25 protein-coding genes and 2 tRNA genes are annotated in these 23,974 nt (G+C 40.6%); 4 read left to right on the plus strand and 23 right to left on the minus strand.

Annotated features, from left to right (window positions below; all coding sequences use genetic code 11):
* Window positions 1–77: 77 nt before the first annotated feature.
* The gene (locus DW896_RS17565) at window positions 78–1,232 is read right to left on the minus strand and encodes an acyltransferase (RefSeq protein WP_009037076.1); all 1,155 of its coding nucleotides are present in this window, start codon (window positions 1,230–1,232) and stop codon (window positions 78–80) included.
* Window positions 1,233–1,332: 100 nt separating this feature from the next.
* Window positions 1,333–1,896 carry a Crp/Fnr family transcriptional regulator gene (locus DW896_RS17570; protein WP_005823628.1) on the minus strand — a complete coding sequence of 188 codons (564 nt, stop codon included), beginning with the start codon at window positions 1,894–1,896 and terminating at the stop codon, window positions 1,333–1,335.
* A 173-nt stretch (window positions 1,897–2,069) separates the two neighbouring features.
* Here DW896_RS17570 and DW896_RS17575 point away from each other — a divergent pair, with 173 nt between their 5' ends.
* Entirely contained in the window at window positions 2,070–2,366 is a 297-nt protein-coding gene (locus DW896_RS17575; RefSeq protein WP_005823625.1) for a hypothetical protein, read from the plus strand.
* Between the two features lie 337 nt (window positions 2,367–2,703).
* On the opposite strand, the gene DW896_RS17580 is transcribed toward DW896_RS17575, so the two are convergent.
* The 14 genes from DW896_RS17580 to DW896_RS17645 form a co-directional block, all read right to left on the minus strand.
* On the minus strand, window positions 2,704–3,129 hold the full coding sequence (locus tag DW896_RS17580) for a hypothetical protein (RefSeq protein ID WP_009037075.1): 426 nt from the start codon (window positions 3,127–3,129) through the stop codon (window positions 2,704–2,706).
* A complete protein-coding gene (locus DW896_RS17585) occupies window positions 3,129–3,647 on the minus strand; it encodes a hypothetical protein (RefSeq protein WP_009037074.1) in 519 nt (172 codons plus the stop codon). The genes DW896_RS17580 and DW896_RS17585 overlap by 1 nt, the downstream gene beginning before the upstream one ends.
* Entirely contained in the window at window positions 3,634–4,044 is a 411-nt protein-coding gene (locus DW896_RS17590) for a hypothetical protein (protein WP_034528810.1), read from the minus strand. Before DW896_RS17590 ends, DW896_RS17585 begins: the two co-directional genes overlap by 14 nt.
* Before the next feature lie 11 nt (window positions 4,045–4,055).
* Window positions 4,056–4,682 (minus strand): WG repeat-containing protein, encoded by a 627-nt coding sequence (locus tag DW896_RS17595; protein ID WP_009037072.1) that lies wholly within the window; start codon window positions 4,680–4,682, stop codon window positions 4,056–4,058.
* Window positions 4,683–5,625: 943 nt separating this feature from the next.
* Window positions 5,626–6,678, minus strand: a complete 1,053-nt coding sequence (locus DW896_RS17600) for a DUF3871 family protein (RefSeq protein ID WP_034528808.1) — start codon at window positions 6,676–6,678, stop codon at window positions 5,626–5,628.
* Window positions 6,641–7,531, minus strand: coding sequence for an AAA family ATPase (locus DW896_RS17605; protein ID WP_009037070.1), 891 nt, complete (start codon window positions 7,529–7,531; stop codon window positions 6,641–6,643). The genes DW896_RS17600 and DW896_RS17605 overlap by 38 nt, the downstream gene beginning before the upstream one ends.
* Window positions 7,532–7,624: 93 nt before the next feature.
* Complete coding sequence (locus tag DW896_RS17610; RefSeq protein WP_009037069.1) at window positions 7,625–7,897, minus strand: hypothetical protein; 273 nt, start codon at window positions 7,895–7,897, stop codon at window positions 7,625–7,627.
* 230 nt (window positions 7,898–8,127) lie between these two features.
* Window positions 8,128–9,432, minus strand: coding sequence for a HEPN domain-containing protein (locus tag DW896_RS17615; protein ID WP_009037068.1), 1,305 nt, complete (start codon window positions 9,430–9,432; stop codon window positions 8,128–8,130).
* Window positions 9,416–11,029, minus strand: a complete 1,614-nt coding sequence (locus DW896_RS17620) for a hypothetical protein (protein ID WP_229039725.1) — start codon at window positions 11,027–11,029, stop codon at window positions 9,416–9,418. Before DW896_RS17620 ends, DW896_RS17615 begins: the two co-directional genes overlap by 17 nt.
* Window positions 11,030–11,117: 88 nt before the next feature.
* A complete protein-coding gene (locus DW896_RS17625) occupies window positions 11,118–12,395 on the minus strand; it encodes a phage integrase SAM-like domain-containing protein (protein ID WP_009037066.1) in 1,278 nt (425 codons plus the stop codon).
* 128 nt (window positions 12,396–12,523) lie between these two features.
* Window positions 12,524–12,596, minus strand: a tRNA-Gly gene (locus tag DW896_RS17630).
* A gap of 9 nt (window positions 12,597–12,605) precedes the next feature.
* Window positions 12,606–12,688: transfer RNA gene (locus DW896_RS17635), tRNA-Tyr, on the minus strand.
* Between the two features lie 73 nt (window positions 12,689–12,761).
* A complete protein-coding gene (ribH, locus tag DW896_RS17640; protein ID WP_005823623.1) occupies window positions 12,762–13,256 on the minus strand; it encodes a 6,7-dimethyl-8-ribityllumazine synthase in 495 nt (164 codons plus the stop codon).
* A 143-nt stretch (window positions 13,257–13,399) separates the two neighbouring features.
* Complete coding sequence (locus DW896_RS17645; RefSeq protein ID WP_005823621.1) at window positions 13,400–14,083, minus strand: tetratricopeptide repeat protein; 684 nt, start codon at window positions 14,081–14,083, stop codon at window positions 13,400–13,402.
* A gap of 237 nt (window positions 14,084–14,320) precedes the next feature.
* Between DW896_RS17645 and DW896_RS17650 the strand changes: the two genes are divergently transcribed.
* Both DW896_RS17650 and DW896_RS17655 read left to right on the plus strand, forming a co-directional pair.
* The gene (locus DW896_RS17650) at window positions 14,321–15,433 is read left to right on the plus strand and encodes a DNA replication/repair protein RecF (protein WP_005823617.1); all 1,113 of its coding nucleotides are present in this window, start codon (window positions 14,321–14,323) and stop codon (window positions 15,431–15,433) included.
* Complete coding sequence (locus tag DW896_RS17655) at window positions 15,430–15,720, plus strand: DUF721 domain-containing protein (RefSeq protein ID WP_005823615.1); 291 nt, start codon at window positions 15,430–15,432, stop codon at window positions 15,718–15,720. The genes DW896_RS17650 and DW896_RS17655 overlap by 4 nt, the downstream gene beginning before the upstream one ends.
* Here DW896_RS17655 and DW896_RS17660 read toward each other — a convergent pair.
* The 7 genes from DW896_RS17660 to gap form a co-directional block, all read right to left on the minus strand.
* Window positions 15,713–16,498 (minus strand): histidinol-phosphatase, encoded by a 786-nt coding sequence (locus tag DW896_RS17660; RefSeq protein WP_034528806.1) that lies wholly within the window; start codon window positions 16,496–16,498, stop codon window positions 15,713–15,715. The two genes, DW896_RS17655 and DW896_RS17660, sit on opposite strands and share 8 nt — an antisense overlap.
* Complete coding sequence (locus DW896_RS17665; protein ID WP_034528803.1) at window positions 16,495–17,025, minus strand: 5-formyltetrahydrofolate cyclo-ligase; 531 nt, start codon at window positions 17,023–17,025, stop codon at window positions 16,495–16,497. The genes DW896_RS17660 and DW896_RS17665 overlap by 4 nt, the downstream gene beginning before the upstream one ends.
* Window positions 16,943–18,682, minus strand: a complete 1,740-nt coding sequence (locus tag DW896_RS17670; protein ID WP_005835451.1) for a S41 family peptidase — start codon at window positions 18,680–18,682, stop codon at window positions 16,943–16,945. The genes DW896_RS17665 and DW896_RS17670 overlap by 83 nt, the downstream gene beginning before the upstream one ends.
* 57 nt (window positions 18,683–18,739) lie before the next feature.
* Entirely contained in the window at window positions 18,740–19,198 is a 459-nt protein-coding gene (locus tag DW896_RS17675) for a dCMP deaminase family protein (protein WP_005835453.1), read from the minus strand.
* Between the two features lie 12 nt (window positions 19,199–19,210).
* The gene (locus DW896_RS17680; protein ID WP_009037063.1) at window positions 19,211–19,735 is read right to left on the minus strand and encodes a DUF4847 family protein; all 525 of its coding nucleotides are present in this window, start codon (window positions 19,733–19,735) and stop codon (window positions 19,211–19,213) included.
* On the minus strand, window positions 19,732–21,789 hold the full coding sequence (locus DW896_RS17685; RefSeq protein WP_034528799.1) for a M3 family metallopeptidase: 2,058 nt from the start codon (window positions 21,787–21,789) through the stop codon (window positions 19,732–19,734). The genes DW896_RS17680 and DW896_RS17685 overlap by 4 nt, the downstream gene beginning before the upstream one ends.
* A 140-nt stretch (window positions 21,790–21,929) precedes the next feature.
* Complete coding sequence (gap, locus tag DW896_RS17690; RefSeq protein ID WP_005835458.1) at window positions 21,930–22,940, minus strand: type I glyceraldehyde-3-phosphate dehydrogenase; 1,011 nt, start codon at window positions 22,938–22,940, stop codon at window positions 21,930–21,932.
* 140 nt (window positions 22,941–23,080) lie between these two features.
* Here gap and mscL point away from each other — a divergent pair, with 140 nt between their 5' ends.
* Window positions 23,081–23,515 (plus strand): large-conductance mechanosensitive channel protein MscL, encoded by a 435-nt coding sequence (gene mscL / locus DW896_RS17695; RefSeq protein ID WP_005835461.1) that lies wholly within the window; start codon window positions 23,081–23,083, stop codon window positions 23,513–23,515.
* Window positions 23,516–23,974: the final 459 nt, after the last annotated feature.

A 23,974-nucleotide genomic window follows, 5' to 3' on the forward strand; every position in this document is an offset into this window, starting at 1 on the left:
AGTTAATACTTTATTCCTTGCTGACACAGTTTAATTTACATCCTCTGCGAATCAGCATAATCTCCGTGACGGACTGTTTATTGTTTTTTGCTCAAGAAGCGTCTGGCCAGATATTTCCGTACCGGTTCATCATAGAATTTTAAGCATAGATAAGCCAATAATATGTTCCATGCGTAAACACACAAGGCAACCTGCCAAGTCTGCTCCAACGTGAAGAGCTGGTTCTTGATGAGCCATGCATAGAACAAGTACATAAATGGATAATGTATCACATAGACTGGATAGGATATATCTCCCAGGAACTTGCATATCTGGGTCGATTTTTTATCCGTTGTGGTACCGGAAGCTCCTAACCAGACGAGAACCGGAAAAGCGATGATTACACAGAACGCTTCATAAATGCCATTTGTACAGACCGGTGTTGCACCTTCCAAGTAGGGCACTGAAAACAAGGCAACCAATGCAATGGCACATATCCAGAAAGCACCTTTCACCTTGATAGGCTTGAAGTTGCGCGACAAAAGCATGCCCATGGAGAAAGGAAAAAGCATCCTCAGCAATCCGCCGCCAAAGTTTATTCCGTCCAGTGTCCAGCCTACCCCCATATTTCCGTATCCGGAGATGTCGAAAATGGCGAATGATGCCAATGCCACTCCCAGCAATATTGTCAGTACGGCAAGGGCTTTGTTTGATAAGCGGTGGATAAACAAGGCATAAAGGATGTTGCCTAAATATTCAAAAAACAAGGACCAGCATGGACCATTCAAAGGAAACATTTCGCCATTACCACGGACTTCATAACCTGCACCTGGCATTGCGGGAATAAAAAATATAGTGCAAAGAAGGGACAGCATAATCATGGAGAGGGCAATATGTGTTCCGTCCCATTGTACGCATCCTTGAAGACAGAAAGTAATGGCACCCAGGACAGCTCCCATAATGACCATCGGATGGAGACGTATCAGGCGCCGTTTAAAGAAGTTTTTCATTGTGAGGTTCCTGCCCCAACGGTCGTCATAAGCATACCCGATAACGAATCCCGATAGTATAAAGAAGAAATCTACAGCTAAATAGCCGTGGTTGAAGGTTTCGATAATGCTACCACCGGCAAAAGCATAGCCTTCGAATATATGATACCATATAACCATCAAGGCTGCTACGCCACGGAGCCCGTCGAGAAGGTCATAATGTGCTTTGGTGTCTGAAAAGGCAGAAGATGAAATGTGCGACATCTGTTTTTTTTCTGTTGTTTGGTTAATGTTTTCGGATCTCAAAGATACGCCATGCGAAGCGAAGTTCTTTTGCTTAAAAGCAAAAAAGAACGGCAATCTTCTATTTTTTTGCGCGTACCCGGCTGAGAGTATAGATGGAAATACCCAGGAAGGCTGCCACATATTTTAGCTTCACCCGATTTATCAGTCTGGGGTAACGGCGGTTAAATTGTTCATACCGCTCTTTGGGAGGCAGTTGGAGCCTTTCCACAAACATATGACTGAGCTCTTTGTTTACGTTCTGATGCAGTATTCTGCCCCAGTTGGCTATATCAATATATGTTTCGTAGAGAGCATTTAACTTGTCTATGTGGATGACGTAGATTTTGCAGTCCGAAAGAGTTTCAATGCTTTCTACTGACGGCTGCTGATAGTACAGTGAATCCATTCCGAAGGTTACATCACCTTCCTGGCTGAACCAAGTGGTGGTATCTTGTCCGTCGTGATGAAATACGGAACGGGTGACCCCTTCCTCAATGAAATAAACCAAACGGTCTGTCACTCCTGCTTGTACTATATAAGTTCCTTTAGGGTAGTGTCTTACCTGCATATTCATCAGCAATGCCTGAAGAGCTTCTTCGGAAACCGGATAAATCTGCCTGATTTTATGAATGATGTTGTTCATTGGAGGGGAGCTTTTTATTCGTTTACAAACTTACATAATTTTATTAACTAAAACTGAACTTTGATATACAAATGTGTGCGTTGCCTTATAAGCGTTTATGGTATAATGGAATTTTTTTTGTAAAAGAGATGTTTGTTCTTTGAATATTGTATCTTTGTAGAAAACAGTAGCGTATGAATAAAATATTGGTAACATTATTGGCTCTAATCGGAGGTAGCTGCATTTCATTCGCACAGATGGAGACTGGAAGAGTTTCCGATACAGCTGAGGATACATTGAGAATAGAAAATGAAATTGTCGCTGTTGATACCGGATTTTACCAGTCAGTAGTCCGCTATGATACGGTGCGCTATAATTTGAAAATGCAGAGTGTTTACAAAAAGGCTTTTCAACTAAAGAATGATGTTTTTGTGGAAAAGATGAAAGAGCCGTGGTTAGATGATATTCTCAGAAATATCTTATTTAAATAACCATGAATTTGTGCTTTGCGTCATTCGGTTGACTTCCTGGTTTAACTCACTCGGTTAAACCACACTAAATTCAGCATTCTCTAAAAACAAAAATCAGATAGAAATCTTGCGATAACTATCTGATTTTCAGAAGAGCGGAAGACGGGGCTCAAACCCGCGACCCTCAGCTTGGAAGGCTCTTTGATAATACTATTCAATTATTTGATTGTTAGTCTGTTAATTACTTCTATAAAAGTCAATAGAACAACTATTGACCAACATTGGTAAGGTTTATACAATACCAATAGCAGCATTTAGTAATGCTAAGTTTCTTGTTTCTTTCTCATAACAATTTCTATTATTTTAAAATATCACATTTGCTCCAGAAGATAGAGCCTAAAATAGCATAGTCCTCTTCAACACTCTTATCAATAAAGAATAGTTCAGAGTAAGGATGTCCCTCATATTCAAAATTGAATTTGACTGCCTTACACTCTCTAAACTTATTATCACTGCACCAAACAACTTTCTTCCCAACATAATGGAATGTATCTTCCAGTGAAATACTATTTACATAAGAAGGAAGAAAAGGAAGTGAGCTATTATATTCAGATTTCGTACTTACTGCTTCTATATCATTATTCCAAAGTAAATCCCTCTGCTTATCTGTTTTGAAGAAAGCCAAGAAAGTAGGGCTAATCAAATTGTGTTTCATCCTTTTGTCAAGAAGGAATGTAAAGCCTACATCTTTTACTTGAATAAGTATCTTTGCCTTATTTTTCATTATCGAGCAAACATTTCTTGTGGAAGTTTATAATAATTAGATGGATATCCTGTACTTGCCTTATAATTATCATATTTGATTTCAAGTACACAGAAATCCTCTAAAACTCCATCTACTTCTGCAATTCTAACCTCTCCTTTATCTGTTTTTAGGATGGCTAACTTTGTTTTAGGAAGTGAATAAGAATCTCCCATCTTCTCAATACTCCAATATCTACCAGACAATATTTTGTGAGTAATATAGCAGTCAGTTCCCACTATGATTTTGTTGCCTTGCTTTTTGGCTGTAATTTGGTCTATTTCATATTTCTGTGGAGGTGAATAATTATAATCAACAAGATATGGTTTCATTATTTCATCTTTACAAATATATGTAATACCATCCCTCAAAAAAGGCTCTATCACATATGCTGTATCTCTTTTCACTATATTTTCCTGCTCTTTATTTTGTTTAGTCTGAACAGAGCATCCTATCATGCAAACAGACAATAAAAGTATAAAAAAGTTATTTTTTTTCATTTGTAACTCTCATTTGTTCAAAATCTATAATCCATTTATTCTCTATAAGGAATTGCACACCAAGTACTCCATGAATCTGTATTCCAGTTTCATCCTGCACTTGTTTTATAGCCTCAGAAGCATCCAATACAGAAAAGGTGGAAGTATAATCCCTCCCTTCAAAATTGAATGTAGCTTCAATGATAGGAGTTTCTTTGTAGTGTCCCTCTATCCCCATTGTTCTATATGCCCCTTCAAGTAGCTTAAACTCACTCTTAAAATGTTCATATACAAAGTCAAATAGGGTGTTATGAGTAGCACCAGTATCAATCAAGAAACAAAGGTTATTTGTTTTTCCTGATGTCAGTATCAGTGGTAAACCTGCTTTTTGCAGACCAAATGTTAGTGGAAATTCCATGCTTGTTTTGTTTATTCTATATTCCAATAATTACTTTCATCTCCTTCAAAAGCATCAAGAGTTTGGTCTTCCCACTCCTCTCTGCTATCTAATGAAGAAAATTTATTGCTATTATCATTAGTAAATAAGTTATTTCTTTTAGTGGAAGTGGCTTTTTGAGGAAATGAATACTCTTCTAAATCAAAATTAGACATAAACTCAAAATCAATAGGTAGGTTTATTCTACTCATTGGGTCAATTATATATGCTACTTCTGTTCCTTTGTATCTTCCTGCAATTTTTACAGCATTATTATTACCCCATATTTTAAAAGATTCAAGTGGCAAAATATAGTCAAGATTAGGATAAATGGCTATTTTACCCAAGGTATCAATAACTCCCCAATGAATATTATCCATTAATTTAACTCGGGCATAGCCACAAATAAATTGAGGGTCACACCAAATATATGTTCCAAATGAAACTATCTGCTTTTCTGTGATATTAATATAAGCATATTGATATTTCTCATTTCTGACTAATGACAAGCCACAACTAAAAGGGTACATTTCCTTATATTTAGGAGTGATAGCAATTCTCCCAGATGGATATTTTGCACCAAATAGATTGTTCTTTTGAAAGACAATAAGGTCACTCATTTTGTTCTTTTTGTAGCCATACTACAAAAAAAGAAAGTGTGGTACTTTCCTGCTGAGTCCAAGGTATCACCACAACACCTACAATCACAAACAAGGAAAGCCCACACCTGATGGTATGAGCATTCACTCCCTTACTGCTGTGATTGTTAGTCTTCAAAGTGGTGATTTTAGGACTTCACAAGTAAGAAGCAAACACTTCTTTTCTAATATGTCTTGTTAAACTTCTATTTCATTAGCAATCATTTGATTGTTTCTGTTGCAAAGTTAGGACTTTCCACAAATAAACAATCATTTGAAGGCTACTTTTAATAGGTCTCAATCCATATTAGTACCATAGGCATGAGCTTATTCTCTTATCTATCATTAAGGCTCTTGAAGTGGAAAAGTAATAATAACCTTCATATCCACCAGTGGCAAATGTACCATTTATTCTATTACATATCTCTGATTCTCATATCTTTTCAAAATAAAAGCCCCAATTCCATGCAGGAACCGAGGCTTACAACAATAATAAACACAAGACAAAGGCTACTCACCTTTATTTTCTCTTAGCCATTATACACATGAATATCAAGCCAATAGTGACATTCAAAATACCTTTTATCATTATCTCCATGTTATAATCAGTTCAAATATCTTAATACCCAACTACAGCCAGCTACTCCAGAAGGAAAAACAAGAAAAGGATGGAGAACATTTCATATCCAATCTTTCTTTCAAACTACCTTCTGGAGCTTGTTTTCCAGTTCTCCATTCAGCCACCATAGAAAATACCCCTTGCTCATTTACTTCCTATATAAATATAACCAAGTAAGTGTAAAGTGTCGAATTTTTATTTTTATTCCTATAAGGTACATTACAAGTTTTTTCGACACTACAGAATTTCCTAACATAATGGATAAATAAAAGCAAATACTCCAGAAGGGAAATAGGAAGTATAAGATTATTGTATAAACCAAGAATATTCATTTTCTCCATACAGAGCCTTATTTAGCCCTTCTGTAAGTTGTGTGGCATTCAGTGACCTATCCAAGAAATTATCTATATAGCTGCTTTTATTGGCTCCAGTGAGTAGATTATATACATTCCACATGGAAATAGCATTCTGATTCTCTGGAAGAGCAAAGTTATCATCATTGTAATATGCCTTGGCTACAAGCCCTATCTGTGTATCAGTCATCAGCATTTGAGGAAGCCTTTTCTTCTGTTCAACTGGAAGATATTGGTATAATCTGCTCTTTCCCAAGAACTGTGCAAATTGGCTTTCAGTCATATAACTATCCTTATAAGCACTCATGTAGTAGAGGTGTTTGGCTATGTTGTATTCTTGAAATAGCCTCATCACTGAACTAAATAAATCAGCAGTGCTCATCACCTTTAATTCTGACTTGTAACCATCAGTAGATACACACATATTACAGCAAACCAAATTTTTAAAGCCAATGAATACTTTGAACTTTTCTGCACCTTTCTTACTATATAGATTCTCATGATTATATGCCCTTACTCCACCAATAGTAAGATTCAATCTATTGCCCATTATATCTTCATGGATAGTGGGAATCTCAAAACAGAACATCATTCTTTCATAGTAAATAGTCTTGTCTGATTCAAGTAAATCCTTCACTGGTTTATGAATAGCTTCGGGTGTTCTGCCTTTAATGACATGGCTTACTCTTATTGCAGGTTCTTCAATCCTCTCATTGGGAAATATCTGATTGGCAGCTTCCCAAACAGTTTCAATAAATGAAGGGTGACTGATAGTTATCTCATTATCCTTGCTGAATACTGGCACTACACATTCTTCCCTTAGATGCTGTATAGTGACTTCTTTGGTGTTGGCTTCTATAAAAGGCAATCTTTTGTTTTCCCTTCTGGAGCTGATAATTTCAGTCTCTATAGTTTCAACTGGGGTTTCAACCTCAAACTTTGGCTGATTGAAGGTTTGCATCAACATATTAGTTCTGTGTACTGGCATTAACTGCATTGCTTCCATAATGTATAAAATTAGGATTATAGTTGATAATAGGTTTATTGCTCTCTTCTTGTAACTGCATCTTCTTCTGCATGAAATCTGATGTAAGTTGTTGATACCATTCTGGGTATTGGTGATAAATGGAGGTAAGCTCTTCAATGGTTTTAGCCTGATTTATCTTCTGCTTTATCATATCCAAGTTTACTCCATTATTGCACCAATCCAGTATTATTTGCCCAGTAGTGGGTGTAATAGTAAAGTCTGGCTTACCCATGAATAGACTTGTTCTATCCTTTGATGCAATGGCTTGATGCTTCATGTTAATATCAAGGACTATAGTAAATTCATAGTCTATTCCATCTCTCATGACTGCTTTTAACCCCACTTTCTCAGGGATCATCTTACCATTTTTCTCACTAAGTACATAATCCTGCTTACACCTCATTGTGCAAACAATATGGCTTGGGGATTGTAGAATCTTCTGCATGAAGGAATTAATTCTTGGTGTAATCTTCTGCCAGTTAGTGAATGAATTGCCTTGTAGATTAGCATGATACTCCAGAAGGTTATCCCAACATTGAGAGATACTATCAATGATTATCACCTCCATTTTAGCATCCTCACACACTTTTACAGCTTCAATATAGGTTTCAGGTGTAAAGTTGTCTTGAAGGGGTAATACATTGTAGTTGCCTAAACTGGCATATAAATCAGCACTTCCATTTTCACTATCAATGATGGCTATTTTAGTCCAGTCATTAGTCAGACCATAGGCTAATAATAGTGCAGAATAGGTCTTCCCTGAGCCTGCACAGCCTTGTAGAGCAAGTTTTATTTTAGCCTGCTTCTTTGATGATACTCTTAAATTTAACATGACTATATTCTATTAATGATTAACTACTTAGAAAATAAAAAAGGCAGTCAGACTATTAATCCAACTGCCCTTCTGGAGCATTTTCATTAGTTCCTATAGAGTTGCCAATGTAGTAGCCCCTCCTTCCCCTTTCTGATGTAACAAAAGGAATATATCTCCAGTTTCAGCAGAGCATACTTCTGAAATGACTGGTATTGTCAGCTCTCCACTCTCCACCTTCCTTGAACAAGCTCCAGTTTCAAAGCCATAGACAAAGAAACATTTGCCAGTGTGTTCATTTCTTTTCACTTCAATCTTTTCCACATTGTGCTGTGCTTTAAATTCAGCCACACTCATTGTCTTTAAGAACTTCAAGTTTCTTTCCATAATTGTAAATTTATTATTGTTGCAGGGGGGACCATCCCCACCCTGAGTGATGGGGTAGGTGATTGGTTGGAGTGCATAACACTCATGGCTCCAGAAGAGAAAAAAATAAAAAAATAATTTTGGATAGTTCTTTCAAGTCAGTAAAAACAGTTATACTATTACATATATAATTCAAAAATAAATAATGGGAAAGGCTCTATCTTTTGGCTATTTTCACCAACCTTCTATTTCTATTTATGTAACAAATTACTATGGCTATTATTTAAAATCTGATTGATTTGTGTATTATTGAAACCTATAAATTTAAGAATACAGCAAATTAAGAGTTTTCTTAGCTTAAAGGTTAAATTATATAATTTCCATCCATCAAGGGTATTAGGTTTCTTTGATTTATTCATAAAATGAGAGTAGTAATGCCTTGAATCTACAACTTGTTTGATTTTTATATTATCATCCTTCAATTTATCAATATCTGAAAATTCGGATATAATTGCTTCAAGCATTTTTGTAAGATTTGCTTCTGTTCTAAATCGAGTACAAAATCCCTCAAGAGCTTGTACTACAATAAGGAAATCTATACTTGAAAATATTTTTGTATTTTGAATGCTATCAATAAGATGTGCTCTTATTGGTGCTATATCCTCTTTGTCATTATACCATTTATGAATTATTTTCGGATATTGCTCAGAAATTAGATTGTAATCAAACAAGAAGTCATGCTTTTTAATTTCCATACACATATTCACCTTTCTTTGAATATAAAAAAATTGTATTGGATGATAAAATCTTTGTCCATTATTATATTCTTGAAATACAGTTTTGTCATATAGCAATATTTTGGAACAGTTTACAGTATGCAACGTCGCCAATGAAAGAAATTGCTCAAACATAAATATATTTGCATAAAAATCTTCTATAGAACTATTATCCTGTTTTAATATCTCAATATAAGTATGTTGGTTTATATTAGGTGAAAAATAGTCACCAACATAATTTACTCCTCCTTCTATCTTTATTGTTGTATTATCATCTATTGGCACACTATTAATAAGCACACTTTTTGACTTAAATGATATTGTTGTTGTTGAAATATCATTATCATCTTTATCAATAGATATTGTTGTTTTTAAAGCACATGGAGAACACCAATAGCTCAATTCTGGAATTGTTATATATGCTTTATAAAAACATTTTTGTTTGAATTCATTAAGATGTTTTCCTATAATAAGAAATTGACAACTATATTTCATAATTGGAAAAGGGCAACTAAAATTCAAGCTTCCAAAGGAATGACAATTTACTAATGTAAGTTCTTTTGAATCAGAAGTTAATCCATGAATAATATCTTCAGAGTTTTCATTAAGAAGTGTGTCGATAAAGTCTTTCTTAGAATCAAAAGCTCCTATCAATTCTAATAATATTTTTTCATCAGGAATGTAAGTTAAAACACCTGCAACAGTCTCATTGGGGTTATTAGGCAGCCACCAGTAACCTTTGCATTCTAATTTTTCATCTAAATTAATTGTCTTGCTCATTTGTATATTCTCCCCATCTCTCTATTTTTATAAATGGAACATATCCTATTGAATCGGAAAGTTCTTGAATCATTATTTCTTTCACAAAACTTTCATACTCCATTACTGTACAAATTGAATCATGAATGGTAAAAATAGGGACTTGTTGATTACCTTCCTCCAAAATCCTTTTACAACACCTATGTAGAATTATTTCACTTTCTATACTCTGTAAAAGACAAGATAAGGCTGTGTGGTCATCTTTTTTGGTAAGTTCTATTAGTTCATAAATAGGAAGGAAATTCATTTTGAAATATCTCTTGTATGTTGGCATATATCTATTTTTTGAGAATAGAGTAGTAAGTATCATAACTTTAATATCATCCCTACTCAGATTAACTCTTTGAGCATGGTTAATTATTTGAATCATATATTCATAAATCTGTCCATGAGATGCTTTCTGTATGTATTCACTTAAAGTAGAGTCATTCCAATCTAAAAGTGAAACATAAGTTTTGATTTCCTCTAATTGTTCTTCACTAAATTTATCTTGCACATTTTGAGGGAGTGTACCTATATTAAGAGGTATATCAGAATTTTTATCCCAGAACCTGGGGTCTAATAATAGGCAAAGTAAATAGGGCTGACTATTAGAAATATCAATATTAACTAATGGAGCACCATTGTAATTTAAAAATCTACGATATATCTTTTGCAAATTGGTTATTACAGAATGTAATCTATGAACATTAGTATCAATGGAAACCTTGTAATCTCCAAGAGCAATACTATTGATATTATATAGTGCTGCATGATACTGAGTAAGAGGATATTTCCTTTTAACAAAGTTGCCATGACTTTTGTCTCTATTTATATCCCAATACTCTCTACCTTTATTGAACTTATCTTGCATAATAGTATGAGCATAATTTACAGCAGCTTGTTCATCTATATGTAATCCTTTTGTGTCATACCAATATGTTAAATAAGGATAACTTATCACTGTGTTAGGTATAAATTTGCCATCTTCCTCACTAAATACTTCTGATGGAATAGTTTTTACTTCTCCTTGAAAGGCTGGATAATTATATCTCACCAATGATACATTTTCATATCTTTCAGTAAACTTATACCCTTTAGACTTTTCACCTTGAATATATTGTCCATCAGTACATAACACTCCAGTCCTTATAAGGTATTCAAGATAAGGATGATAGTCCTTGAAAGCATTCCTTATGAGCTTGGAGTTAATAGGAACATAACCATTCTCTGTTATGGAATCCTTGTTTTTGGCTGGTATGGAACTGATAAGCCCTATAATGTAGATTAACCTGTCCTTATCAAAGTATTGAGAAGAACTCAGGCTTCCATCTTGAGTGACAGACCTTATATGACCAGTGTTGTCCCTGACAAACAGATAGTCTGTTACCGGATGTTGGTCTAAATGGGTGTCTATGTCAAAATTGCTTGGTATCATGGCAAAGTAACCTGAATGCTTCAACTTGATACCTAAGGAGCTAACAACAGTATGTTTAGGCTCTAAAGAAGAGAAATAATTTTGAAGTTGATATTTTCTCTGTAACCACTTCTTTTCTATAAAATCTACCTTACAATCCATATCCATTATGTTAGGAAATTATTGATATAACAAAAATAGTAAAGAATCTCCATAATCCAATAAACCATAGAGATTCTTTTAAACCTACTTACTTCTGGAGACCACTGTCAAACACATATTTAAGAACTTTAGAATTAGCTTCATTCTCAATCTTAAAGTCTCTTTCAATGTATATGTCTGTGACTTTCATTGCTTCATCTATATGGTTGAGGGCTGAATGGACAGTGTATTTGTCTATGCCTACTTTGTTAACTGCTAAAGTAGCCCATGAGTGTCTTGCTGCATAGTACTCCAAATCATCTATTTTCAAAAGTTTTCCAATCTCTTTGAGGCCTATATTTATAGCCTTATTGAAGTTGCCAGCAGTTGAATAAGTATGATAGAAATTAAATATTCTATTTTTTGTTTGGTCTTGGTATTTTTCCATTAGTGGTTGAAGAATAGGGGGAACCATAACTTTCATTTTGGCTTTATCTAACCTTCTGTCTTTGGTTTTACTTCTGTAGTAGGTGATTGCTTTTCCTTCCAGTGTAGAGCAACTGTATAAGTCTATTGAGTTCATTCCCATTAGGCAGAAAGATATAATGAAGCAATCTTTGGCTAAATTATATGGGCATTTCTTCTCTTTTCCTGTGTTGTTGTATTGATAAGGTAATTCCCATATCTTTTTGATGGCTTCTGCTGGTATGGCTCTCTTTCTTGTAGCCTCTTGCTTAGGTATTTCTAAGTTATCAAAAGGTGAATTGGGCACTAAGATGATATTTCTATCATAGTCATTATATCTTTTTTTGACTTCATTGTATAGATGTCTGAGGCATCCAATATATAAAGAGAGCATTCTGTTGGAAGGTATTCGTTTTCCATGTTTCTTTAATTCCTCAATTCTTTGGGCTCTTTTTAATTGTAGGTAGTTCATGAAATCTTTTAATAGCTTTTTAGTTATTTGGTCTGTATTCAAGTGTTCTTTTCCAAGATAAGTGATGAAAGCATTAATGGATGTCTGGTAGTTGGCTTTTCCTTTTAATTGAGTAGTCTTCAACCACTCTTTTGAGAACTGAATGAAATCTATGGTAGTCTTTCTTTCATTTTTAACCTTGATGCACTCTATTATATCATTTAAGCTGTAATTAGCTGTTTCCAATGGGAGGGAAGCACATAATTCTTGATATTGCCTAACAATATTATTTGCTTCCTTAATAAACTTGGGATTCTTTATTTTGAATGCCTTGGTGAGGTCTTCCTTCCTTACATAGATAGAAGTAGGCAGTCTTTTGACTTCTCTCTTATAAGTCATTCTGATTTTGACATTATACGTACCATCACTCTTTTGTTTGCCTTTTAATACTTCGGCTTTGATTGTTATCATATCTATTGTTTTTGGGGGGAACAACAATAGACCAACAATTACATAATTTATAGTATAATGAAAGGGGGGCAAAGAATTCATATAAAAGAAAAGGATTGATAACCTTTTGATTATCAATCCTCTCTAAGAGCGGAAGACGGGGCTCAAACCCGCGACCCTCAGCTTGGAAGGCTAATGCTCTATCAACTGAGCTACTTCCGCAATTTTTTGTGGGCAAAGATGGATTCGAACCACCGAAGGCGTAAGCCAGCAGATTTACAGTCTGCCCCATTTGGCCACTCTGGTATTTGCCCTTTTGCACTTAAGATTCTATCTCAATTCTCTCATTGAGTAGGTTTGTTTCTCAATTGCGGTGCAAAGATACGACTATTTTTGTAAACTCCAAGCAAAATCTATCATTTTTATTGCAGTAATTGCACATTCGTCTCCTTTATTACCCAGCTTGCCACCGGCGCGGTCTTCTGCTTGCTCCATAGTATTGGTAGTAATTAATCCGTAAATTACTGGTACATCGCCACTTGCGTTTAATTGGGTAATTCCTTGGGTAGCACCCATGCAAACATAGTCAAAATGTGGAGTATCTCCTCTGACTACACAACCAATTGCAATAACTGCATCGACTTCGCTGTATTCGATAAGTTGGTTGGCGCCGAAAGTCAGTTCAAAACTGCCGGGTACTGTTTTTACCAGAATATTTTCATCTTTGGCTCCATGTTTTTTTAAGGTGTCTATGGCACCTTTTAGGAGAGCGCCGGTAATATTATAATTCCACTCAGATACAACGATGCCGAATTTCATTTTTTCCGCGCTGGGTACAGAACTGAAATCGTAGTCTGAAAGATTGTGATAAGCTGTTGCCATAAATAAGGAATTAAGAATTAATAATTGAAAATTAAAGGGAGAGGAGAGATAAAAGAGGCACGGACTACACGGATTCACGGCTATTGTGTCTTTCCGTGTTTTCCGTGTAATCCGTGCCTGAGATATTTTTATAATAAGGTATATTACTTCTTCAATAGTTTGGCTTGTTCGATATACTTATCGATATCCATTGCCTGGTATGAACGGAAGTATTTATCCTTGATAGTGGTATACGCCTGGATTGCATCGTCATACTTACCTTGCTTTACCAGGATTTCTCCAGCTTGCAGCAGGTAGATGGGGCTGAGGGAGTTGTTGTCGGCTTCGTTGGCGGCTTTCAGCAGCATGGAAGCGGCTTTGTCCAGTTGGCCGAGCTGCGCATAGCAGTTACCCATAGCACCTTTCATGGCAGGAGCTACCATTTGGTCGTCTCCGTCAAAGCTGTCCAATGCTTTCACTGCTTCGTCATATTTACCGAGGTGTGCATAGCAGAGACCCATATAGGCTTTTGCAAGATTGGCTGCTTTTGTGCCGCTGTATTCGTCTGCCACTTTTACAAATCCGGCAAAACCGATACTATCACCGTTCAGTGCTTGTGCATAAGCGTCTGCTTCGAAGTATTCTTGCCCTTTGAATAAGGCAGCTTGTGCTTTTTCTTCACGGGGGTCTGCATAAAGGTTCTTGTACATCACTACACCGGCAATGATGATGATTACTGCTACTACAGTGCCGATGATTGCTTTTTTGTTCTTAATGAAAAAGGCCTCCGATTGTGTCAGTGCATCCTCCACGTTTAAGGCTTCATTCGTCTTTTTTTGTTCTGCCATTTTTATATAATCTTTTTGTTATTATTCTTATTTATCTATTTCGACCCGCAAAAGTAAGTTTTTTATAGCTATCAACGAAATTTAGCGGCATCTTTTTTTGTTTTGTATCAGAAAACACCGAAATTATTTCTACTTTTCAATAAGCCGGGCTTCACCTCTGTATTAAAAATAAGCAGGCTTATTTTGTACTGCTTTCGGTTTTGCATTATCTTTGTAACCGAACTCATCGTTACTATAATGATACTGAAACGTATATCTATACTCAATTATAAGAACTTGGAGCAGGTGGAGCTTTCATTCTCGCCCAAGTTAAACTGCTTTTTCGGACAGAACGGCATGGGGAAAACGAACCTGCTGGATGCGGTGTATTTTTTGTCTTTCTGTAAAAGTGCCGGTAATCCCATTGATTCCCAGAATATCTGCCATGATGCCGACTTCTTTGTTATTCAAGGGTTTTATGAGGCTGCCGATGGGACTCCTGAGGAAATCTACTGTGGTATGAAGAGGCGCCAGAAGAAACAGTTCAAGCGAAACAAGAAGGAGTATACGCGTTTGTCGGACCATATCGGCTTCCTGCCTTTGGTCATGGTCTCGCCTGCCGATTCGGAGTTGATAGCAGGAGGCAGTGATGAACGCCGACGTTTTATGGATGTGGTTATCTCGCAGTACGACAAAGAGTATCTGGATGCTTTGATACGATACAATAAAGCTTTGGTGCAGCGGAATACCTTACTGAAGAGTGAACAGCCGGTGGAGGAAGAGCTCTTTCTGGTTTGGGAGGAGATGATGGCACAAGCCGGTGAAGTGGTGTTCCGTAAACGTGAGGCCTTTATCCGTGAGTTTATTCCTATTTTCCAGTCTTTCTATTCATTCATTTCGCAAGATAGGGAGAAGGTGGGATTAAGCTATGACTCCCATGCCCGCGATGCCTCTTTGCTGGAAGTACTGAAGGAAAGCCGTGCTCGCGACCAGATTATGGGCTATTCGTTGCGCGGTGTGCACAAGGACGAGCTGAATATGCTTTTGGGAGATTTCCCCATCAAGCGTGAAGGGTCGCAGGGGCAGAACAAGACTTATCTGGTAGCGTTGAAGCTGGCACAGTTTGATTTCCTGAAACGTACCGGGACCACTGTTCCCTTGTTGTTGTTGGACGATATCTTTGACAAGCTGGATGCCTCGCGTGTGGAGCAAATCATCAAGTTGGTGGCAGGCGACAGTTTTGGGCAGATTTTTATAACCGATACCAACCGCGAACACCTGGACCGTATTCTGCATAAAGTGGGCAGTGATTATAAGATGTTCCGTGTGGAGCAGGGAACGGTTGCCGAAATGAAGGAGGAAGAGGCATGAAGCGCAATAATGCCGAACAGATAGGTGAACTTATCCGTCATTACCTCAGGCAGGAAAGTCTGGAGTCTCCGCTGAATGAACGGCGGCTTATCAGTGCGTGGCCCGAAGTGCTGGGGCCTACCATTGCCTCCTACACCCGTGAACTTTATATAAAGAACCAGGTGCTTTATGTGCACCTCACTTCTGCTGCTTTGCGCCAGGAACTGATGATGGGGCGCGAGTTGCTGGTGCGCAACTTGAACCGTCATGTGGGGGCCCAGGTCATAACGAATATCATATTCAGATGAGCATCCTCAGCTCATCTATTCTTTCAATCTTCAGTTCCTTCAATTCCCGGACTGCCCGGTCATAATACATCGGAGTTTCCAAATCCTTGTTGTCATGCGCATCCAGTCCGATGATAGCTGTACAGCCTTCATTGGCAGCGATTCGCCAGAACTCCGGGCATGGGTAGGTGGATAAACCGTGCGCTTCATTGTAGGCTACATAGCCTATATTGTATTCCAACGGGACATTCAGGCGTGCAGCAGTACGGCAGATGTGCCGGCTGATGGTAGTGCAATGGTGGTCGAACTTCGGATAGGAGCGCATGAACAAGTCCGGATGGGCAAGGCAAGAGAATAATCCGCTTTCCATACCTTCGATGGCGCTCTCTTCGTAAAGGTCGAGCATGTCGCGGCTGTTCGTATGATGGCCGAAGTAGGGAAACTTTTCATCGGTGTGGTAATGATGGTTTCCGAAGATGATATAGTCCAGTTGGTACTTCTTGATTTGTTCTTTCAGCCAATGGATATATTGGGGGAAGTATTCACATTCAAGTCCTATTCTGATGTCTATCCGGTCGTGGTATTTCTTACGGAGCGTCTTGAGACTCTCCACGTAGCCGGGAAGCTCTTCGGGGAGCATCCGCATGTCGGCTACGTAGTCGGTACGGTATTTCCAGGGAGTGTGGTCCGAAAACCCGAGTATCCGGTAACCGCCTTTGATGGCACTGAGCACATAGTCTTCATCATCTCCGGTGGCATGCATGCAGCGTGTGGTGTGTGTATGATAATTAGTTTTCATTGCGTTATGATTTCATCCATGCGTATATCAAACGGTTCTGCAGGAACTTCTTCTACGAGTTGAAACGGGAAGCAGATGCCGGCTTTGTAGGCTGATGGGATGCGGGGCAGAAGCCGGTCATAGTAACCTTTACCGCGCCCCAGGCGGTTGCCGTTACGGTCGAATGCCACGCCGGGAACCACTATGAAGTCTATGTCTGCATAGTCGGTAAATAGCTCGCCGGTTGGTTCTTCGATGCCGTATGCGCCAGGTTTCAAGTCTTCGGGTCCGGTGTACAGCCGCAGTTCCAGGTCGTCACCTACAACTACCGGAAGCAGTATCCGCTTTTCGCGGCTCCACTTCCGGATAAATTCGTGTGTGTCCACTTCGTCTTTGAGAGAGTGGTAGAGCAGTACGGTTGTTGCCGCCCTGAAAGCGGGGTGTGCCTCGAGGGCGGCAAGTATTTCAGCAGACTGACGCGTAGCGGAAGAGCTGTGTCGGGTCTTCAACAAAGCTACCTGCCTGCGCAGTTCTTTTTTCCTTTCCATCATCTTTTTTATCCTCTATGATTGGTGTTGCTTCCGGAGCTTTGGGGAATGCCTCGCCACGTTCCAGAATATCCAATGCTTTCTTGACGGTAGCATCGCTCTGGTTGATGTAGCGGATGTATTGCTCCCTTCCCAGTATGTTATAGATAATGTTGCCGTAAAGACTTCTTTCCAGTAGCTTGTAGGACTTGTGGATAAGCAGGTTGCGCCGCTTTACTCCCTTGGAGTCTGCAAAACGTACAAACTGCTCCACAATACTCTGGTGGCGAAGGTACTTCAACAAATCTTCTTCATTGTCGTATTCACTCAATTTCGCACGGTTGCGGTCGGTATACTGGAAGCTGAATTGCAGAATCAGTCCCTTGTTGCTTACTTCTATCAGGTAAGAAGATACTCCGGTGGTGTCTTGCGGAACGAATACGTCCGGCATAATGCCACCGCCGCCGTATACGGGTCTGCCCAAACCGGTAGAGTAACGCAGGTTTTCGTCCAGTTTGATGCTGTCTTTGGAGAAGAACTCGCCGTGTTCGTAACGGGTAATCCAGTCCATTTCGTATTTGCTGTCCTTGCCGTTCTCGTAGGGGCGCTGGATGCAACGGCCCGATGGGGTGTAATAACGGGCAATGGTCAGGCGGATGGCGGAACCGTCACTGAAGTCGATGGGTTGCTGTACGAGTCCCTTGCCGAAGGAACGGCGTCCTACAATGGTTCCGCGGTCATTGTCCTGAATGGCGCCCGCAAAGATTTCGCTGGCCGAAGCGGAACTCTCGTTTACCAATACCACTAGCGGCAGCTTCTGGCAACTGCCGGTACCGTTGGCATATTCCTCCATGCGGGGATATTTGCGGCCGTGGGTATATACAATCAACTTCCCTTCCGGCAGGAATTCGTTCACCATGCGTGTGGCGGCTTCCATGTATCCTCCGGTATTGTCGCGCAGGTCGATAATCAGGCCTTTGCACTTCTCGTGGCTCAGTTGGGCAATCGCATTCAGCAGCTCCACGTGTGTGGTACGTCCGAATTTGCTGATTTGTATATATCCGTAGTCATCGTCGAGCATATAGGCTGCGTCAATGGTGTTTTGCGGGATGTCACCGCGTGTGATGGTGAAGTCGAGCAACTCCTTTTCCGTGGCACGCTTGACGCCTAACTTCACTTGGCTTCCTTTCGGACCTTTCAGGTTGCGCATGGCCTTTTCGTTTGTCAGGCCTTTGCCTGCAAACAGACTGTCGTTGACCATTACAATGCGGTCGCCTGCCATCAGGCCCACTTTCTCGGACGGTCCGCCGGGAATCACGCTGTTTACGTGTATCGTGTCTTCTTGAATGGTGAACTGGATACCTATACCGCTGAAGCTGCCTTCAAGTTCGGAGTTTACCTCTTCCAGCTTCTGTGCGGGGATGTAGGTGGAGTGGGGGTCGAGTTCCGCCAATATCTGTGGCATGGCCTTCTCTACCAAATCGGTCATGTTGACGGTATCCACATACTGGTCATCAATAACACGCAGCAAGGCATTCAGCTTGTTGGACGAGCTATTGATGATTCCCAGTTTATTACCGGCAAAATGCCTGGCATAAAACGTTCCGATAAGGATTCCCGCGACTACGCTGATTGCGATGATGAGCGGCATAAAGCGGGAAGTATTTTTTGTACTCATGATGTTTATTTACTATTAGACTATTTACAATTTACTATTTGGCTGCGCATGCAACTTTCAACTTTCCATTTTCAACTTTTCATTATCCATTGAAATAAACACTACCTCGATGCCTGCCCGTTTCAAAAGTTCGATACCATCTTCCAGGCGGTATTTCTCGGAGTAGACTACCCGTTTGATGCCTGCCTGGATAATCAGTTTGGAGCATTCTATGCAGGGGGAGGCAGTGACGTACATGGTGGCACCGTTACTGCTGTTGTTTGAACGGGCTATTTTGGTAATGGCGTTTGCTTCGGCATGGAGCACGTATGGTTTGGTGACGTTATTCTCATCTTCGCATACATTCTCAAAACCGGAAGGGGTACCGTTGTAGCCGTCAGAGATAATCATCTTGTCTTTTACAATCAGTGCACCGACCTGGCGGCGTTGGCAATACGAATTTTCGGCCCAAATGCTTGCCATACGTATATAACGCCTATCCAATGCTTCTTGTTTGTCTTTTGTAGAATCGTCCATCATATTTATGCTTTATCGTTGCGGGGTGAATCCCATGACTCTGGTTGTCGGTCCGTCTTTAAAATAGAGGGTCAGTGAATTGGCATCCCCTTCATACTTGTACACGTTTTGCAATCCGGAGATGAATGCCTTGGCCAGTGCATCGCTTTCTGCAGCCCCCGTAACCTTCACACTGATGCTGAGCGAGCCTGAAGCTCCGTCGGCTTTCCAAGTGCCGTTGACGCTTGAGTTGATGCCTTGTCCGTTGACGGTGGTGCCCATCAGTTCTCCATCCAGTTCAGTACCTTCAAAATTGAGGGTGAAGGTGCTTTTCTGATTATATAGCTTGTCCAGACTCTTCTTCATCTCTTCCTCATTGTTGTTCCAAAGGTTTGGATAGAATTGGGCATTGCTGCCTTTATTGGTGAGTCGGCTGAGCTTCCATGTCTTCCCGGTGAATATTCCGATAACATCGTCCTCGTTGTCGCAACCGCTTAGCAGGGGGAGCAGCGAAAACATGAGCAACATGCAAAAGATGTTCCTTATAAGTCTCTTCATTTCTTTATTCCATTTCTGATTAATAATGCGTCGATTGTAGGCTCTTGTCCGCGGAAGCGTTTATAGAGCGTCATCGGATGTTCCGTTCCGCCTTTGGAAAGGATATTCTCTCGGAAGGAGGCGGCAGTCTCCGGGTTGAAGATGCCCGTCTGCTTGAATAGCGAGAAAGCATCTGCATCCAGCACCTCTGCCCATTTATAACTATAGTATCCGGCAGAATATCCTCCGGCAAAGATATGGGAGAATTGTGTGCTCATGCAGGTTTCTGCCACAGAAGGCAGAATCTGTGCTTTTTCCCAAGCCTTCTTTTCATAGGCTTTCACGTCACCTTCAAACGGGGTGTTACGTGTGTACCAAGCCATATCGAGCAGGCCGAAGCTAACCTGGCGGAGGCAGGCGTATGCCGCGTTGAAGTTGGAGGAATCCACAATGCGCTGTACCAGTTCGTCCGGTATCAGTTCTCCGGTTTGGTAATGGCGGGCAAACGTATGCAGGAATTCCTTTTCGATGGCAAAGTTCTCCATGAATTGGGAGGGGAGTTCCACAAAGTCCCAATACACATTGGTCCCGCTTAGGCTTCCGTAGGTGGAATTGGCAAACATACCATGCAGGCTGTGTCCGAATTCGTGCAGGAAGGTTTCTACCTCGCCGAAGGTCAACAAAGCAGGTTTGTCCTGTGTCGGTTTGGTGAAGTTCATCACAATGGATATGTGGGGACGGCTGTTCTCACCGGTCTTTTCGTCAATCCACTGTTCCTTGTAGCTGGTCATCCAGGCTCCCGAGCGCTTGCCTGCTCTGGGGTGGAAGTCGGTATAGAACACGGCAAGGAATTTCCCGTCTTTGTCGAAGACTTCGTAGGCATCCACATCCTTATGATAAACGGGAATATCCGGATTCTTCTTGAAGGTGATGCCATACAGCCTGGTTGCCAGGCCGAATACGCCTTGCTTCACGTTGTTCAGCTCAAAGTAAGGGCGGAGCAGCTCATCGTCGATATTGAACTTCCGGTCTTTCAGTTTATGGGAATAGTACGCCCAGTCCCACGGCATCAGGACGAAGTCTTCTCCTTCCGCTTGGCGTGCCAGGGCTTGCACTTCTGCATATTCTTGTTTGGCGGTAGGCGTGTAAGCCTCCAGCAGTTGGTCCAGCAGCTTATACACGGACTCACTGTTTTGTGCCATGCGCTCCTGGAGGTTGTATTCGGCGAAGTTGTCATAGCCTAGGAGTTGGGCAATCTCCATACGGACATTGGCCAGTTTCTTTACGATTTCCAGATTATTGCTGGCGTTGTCATGCGTACACTTCGTATTGTAGGCCATATATAGCTCACGGCGCAGGTCACGGCTGTCTGCGTAGGTCAGAAAAGGGCCATAGCTGGGAGCCTGCAGGGTGAATACCCAGCCTTCGACGCCTTTTTCCCCGGCTGTCTCTGCAGCGGCTTCTACCGCGCTCTCGGGTAGCCCGGCCAGTTGTGACTTGTCGGTGATGACAAGCTTGTAGTCGTTCGTTTCTTTCAGGTTGTTTTCGCTGAACTGCAGCGTCAGCAGGCTGAGCTCTTTGCATAAAGCCCGGTATTTCTCCTTGGCTTCTCCCTGGAGGTTGGCGCCGTTGCGTACAAAACCATTGTAAATATCTTCCAGCAGCTTGTGCTGTTCCGGGTTCAGCGTCTCTTTGTCTTGCTGCTCGTAAACCGCTTTGATGCGTGCAAACAGCTCTTCGTTCAGGCTGATGTTGTTTTCATGCTCGCTCATCATCGGCATGATTTCCTTGGCCAGTTCCTGCAGGTCATCGTCCGTTTCGGCACTGAGCAGATTGCCGAATACAGTGCTGACACGGTGGAGCATCTCACCGGACTTCTCGTAGGCCAACACTGTGTTGGCAAATGTCGGGACTTCCGGATTGCGGATGATGGCCTCTATTTCCGCATTTTGGCGGCGGATGCCTTCGCGGATGGCGGGTACGTAATCTCCGGTCTTAATCTTGTCGAACGGGACAGTGCCGTGCAGCGTGGAGTATGTTTCAAAAAAAGGATTTTGAGACGATATAGTGTTCATAAAGCAAAGCAATATTAGAGTTAGTATAATCTTCATCATGTTTAAAGGGTCTGATAAAAAACGAACTAGCTGCAAAATTGCAAAAAAAATAGGCGACTTCTGCAGAAGTCACCTATTTTTTATTATTTTCTAACTGTATATTAGCAGTTAACTGATGCCATGTGAGCAATCAAGTCAAGAACCTTGTTAGAATAACCGATTTCGTTATCATACCAAGATACAACCTTAACGAAAGTATCAGTCAAAGCGATACCAGCCTTAGCGTCGAAGATAGAAGTGCGAGTGTCACCCAAGAAGTCAGAAGAAACAACTGCATCTTCAGTGTAACCCAGAACACCCTTCAATTCGCCTTCAGAAGCTTCCTTCATGGCAGCGCAGATTTCAGCGTAAGTAGCGGGCTTAGCCAAGTTAACTGTCAAGTCAACTACAGATACGTCCAAAGTCGGAACACGCATAGACATACCAGTCAGTTTGCCGTTCAATGCCGGGATAACTTTACCTACAGCCTTAGCAGCACCGGTAGAAGACGGGATAATGTTGCCGGAAGCAGCACGACCACCTCTCCAGTCTTTCATAGAAGGACCGTCAACTGTCTTCTGAGTAGCAGTTGTAGAGTGAACAGTAGTCATCAAACCGTCAGTGATACCCCATTTGTCGTTCAATACCTTAGCGATAGGAGCCAAGCAGTTGGTAGTACAAGAAGCGTTAGATACGAATTGAGTACCCTTAACGTAAGTCTTTTCGTTAACACCGCAAACGAACATCGGAGTGTCGTCCTTAGAAGGAGCAGACATTACAACATATTTTGCGCCGGCTTCGATGTGAGCTTGAGCTTTGTCTTTGCTCAAGAACAAGCCAGTAGATTCAACAACGTATTCTGCCTCTACTTCGTTCCATTTCAAGTCAGCCGGGTTTCTTTCTGCAGTGATGCGGATAGCCTGACCGTTAACGATCAGCTTGCTGTTTTCAACATCAGCTTCGATAGTACCGTCGAACTGGCCGTGCATAGTGTCATACTTCAGCATGTAAGCCAAGTAATCTACCGGGCAAAGGTCGTTGATACCTACGATCTGAATATCGTTTCTCTTCATTGCAGCGCGGAATACGAAACGTCCGATACGTCCGAATCCATTAATACCTACTTTAATCATTTTGTTTAAACTTTTAAGGGTTTTATAATGTTTAAAAATAAACTTTCGCTTACTAATTGCAATTCTTTCTGATTTGCGGTGCAAAAGTAAGAAAATGTTTTTATATTCGTAACCAAAATCATAATTAAATAATTGAAAAGATGGGAAAAAGTTCATTTTTACAGGAATTTAAGGCTTTTGCCATGAAGGGCAATGTGATAGACATGGCCGTCGGTGTGATTATCGGTGGGGCATTCGGAAAAATCGTCTCCTCCATTGTGGCAGATGTGATTATGCCTCCTATCGGGCTGCTGGTGGGCGGTGTCAACTTTACAGACTTGAAGTGGGTGCTGAAACCTGCCGAAATGGTGGACGGAAAAGAAATTGCTGCCGTGACCCTGAATTACGGTAATTTCTTGCAGGTCACCTTCGACTTCCTGATTATAGCATTCTCTATCTTCATGTTCATAAAGTTGTTGACCAAGCTGACTGAAAAGAAGAAAGAAGAGGCGCCTGCCGCTCCTCCGGCTCCCCCTGCCCCGAGCAAGGAAGAGGTGCTGCTGACCGAAATCCGTGATTTGCTGAAAGAAAAGTAATATCGAAGCGGAACTTCATAGGGATGTCAAAACCCTCTTGACGCTTTTTTTAGGCGCGGAATTCTAAGACCTACACAAGTTTTTGCACAGGAAACTTGCGTAGGTCTTAGAATTCCGCGCCTAATATTATAACATGATGAAAGCGTTCATGGCTTTTGATACATTCCCTAATGCATTTAACTCTCCCCGGTACCGCCGGAAACTGTCCCTTTTTATACTAAGCAGTAATCTTACCACAGCCGTGGTAAGAAAATAACATTGCTGTGGTAAGCAAGTTGCATAGCTGTGGTAAGAAAACAGCACGGTTGTAGTAAGAATAGCTTTTAGTATCCTTGTGGATAGTTCTAGCCTGAAATTAAAGCTGTTTTTAGTAAAAAAACGTTTTTCTGTCACATTATCCCTGATAATTCCTTTACTTTTTCTACTTTTGCAAATCATTTATTAAAGTCTATACGGATT

The sequence above is a fragment of the Bacteroides sp. AM41-16 genome, assembly GCF_003603495.1.
In the GTDB taxonomy this organism is placed as follows: domain Bacteria; phylum Bacteroidota; class Bacteroidia; order Bacteroidales; family Bacteroidaceae; genus Bacteroides; species Bacteroides uniformis.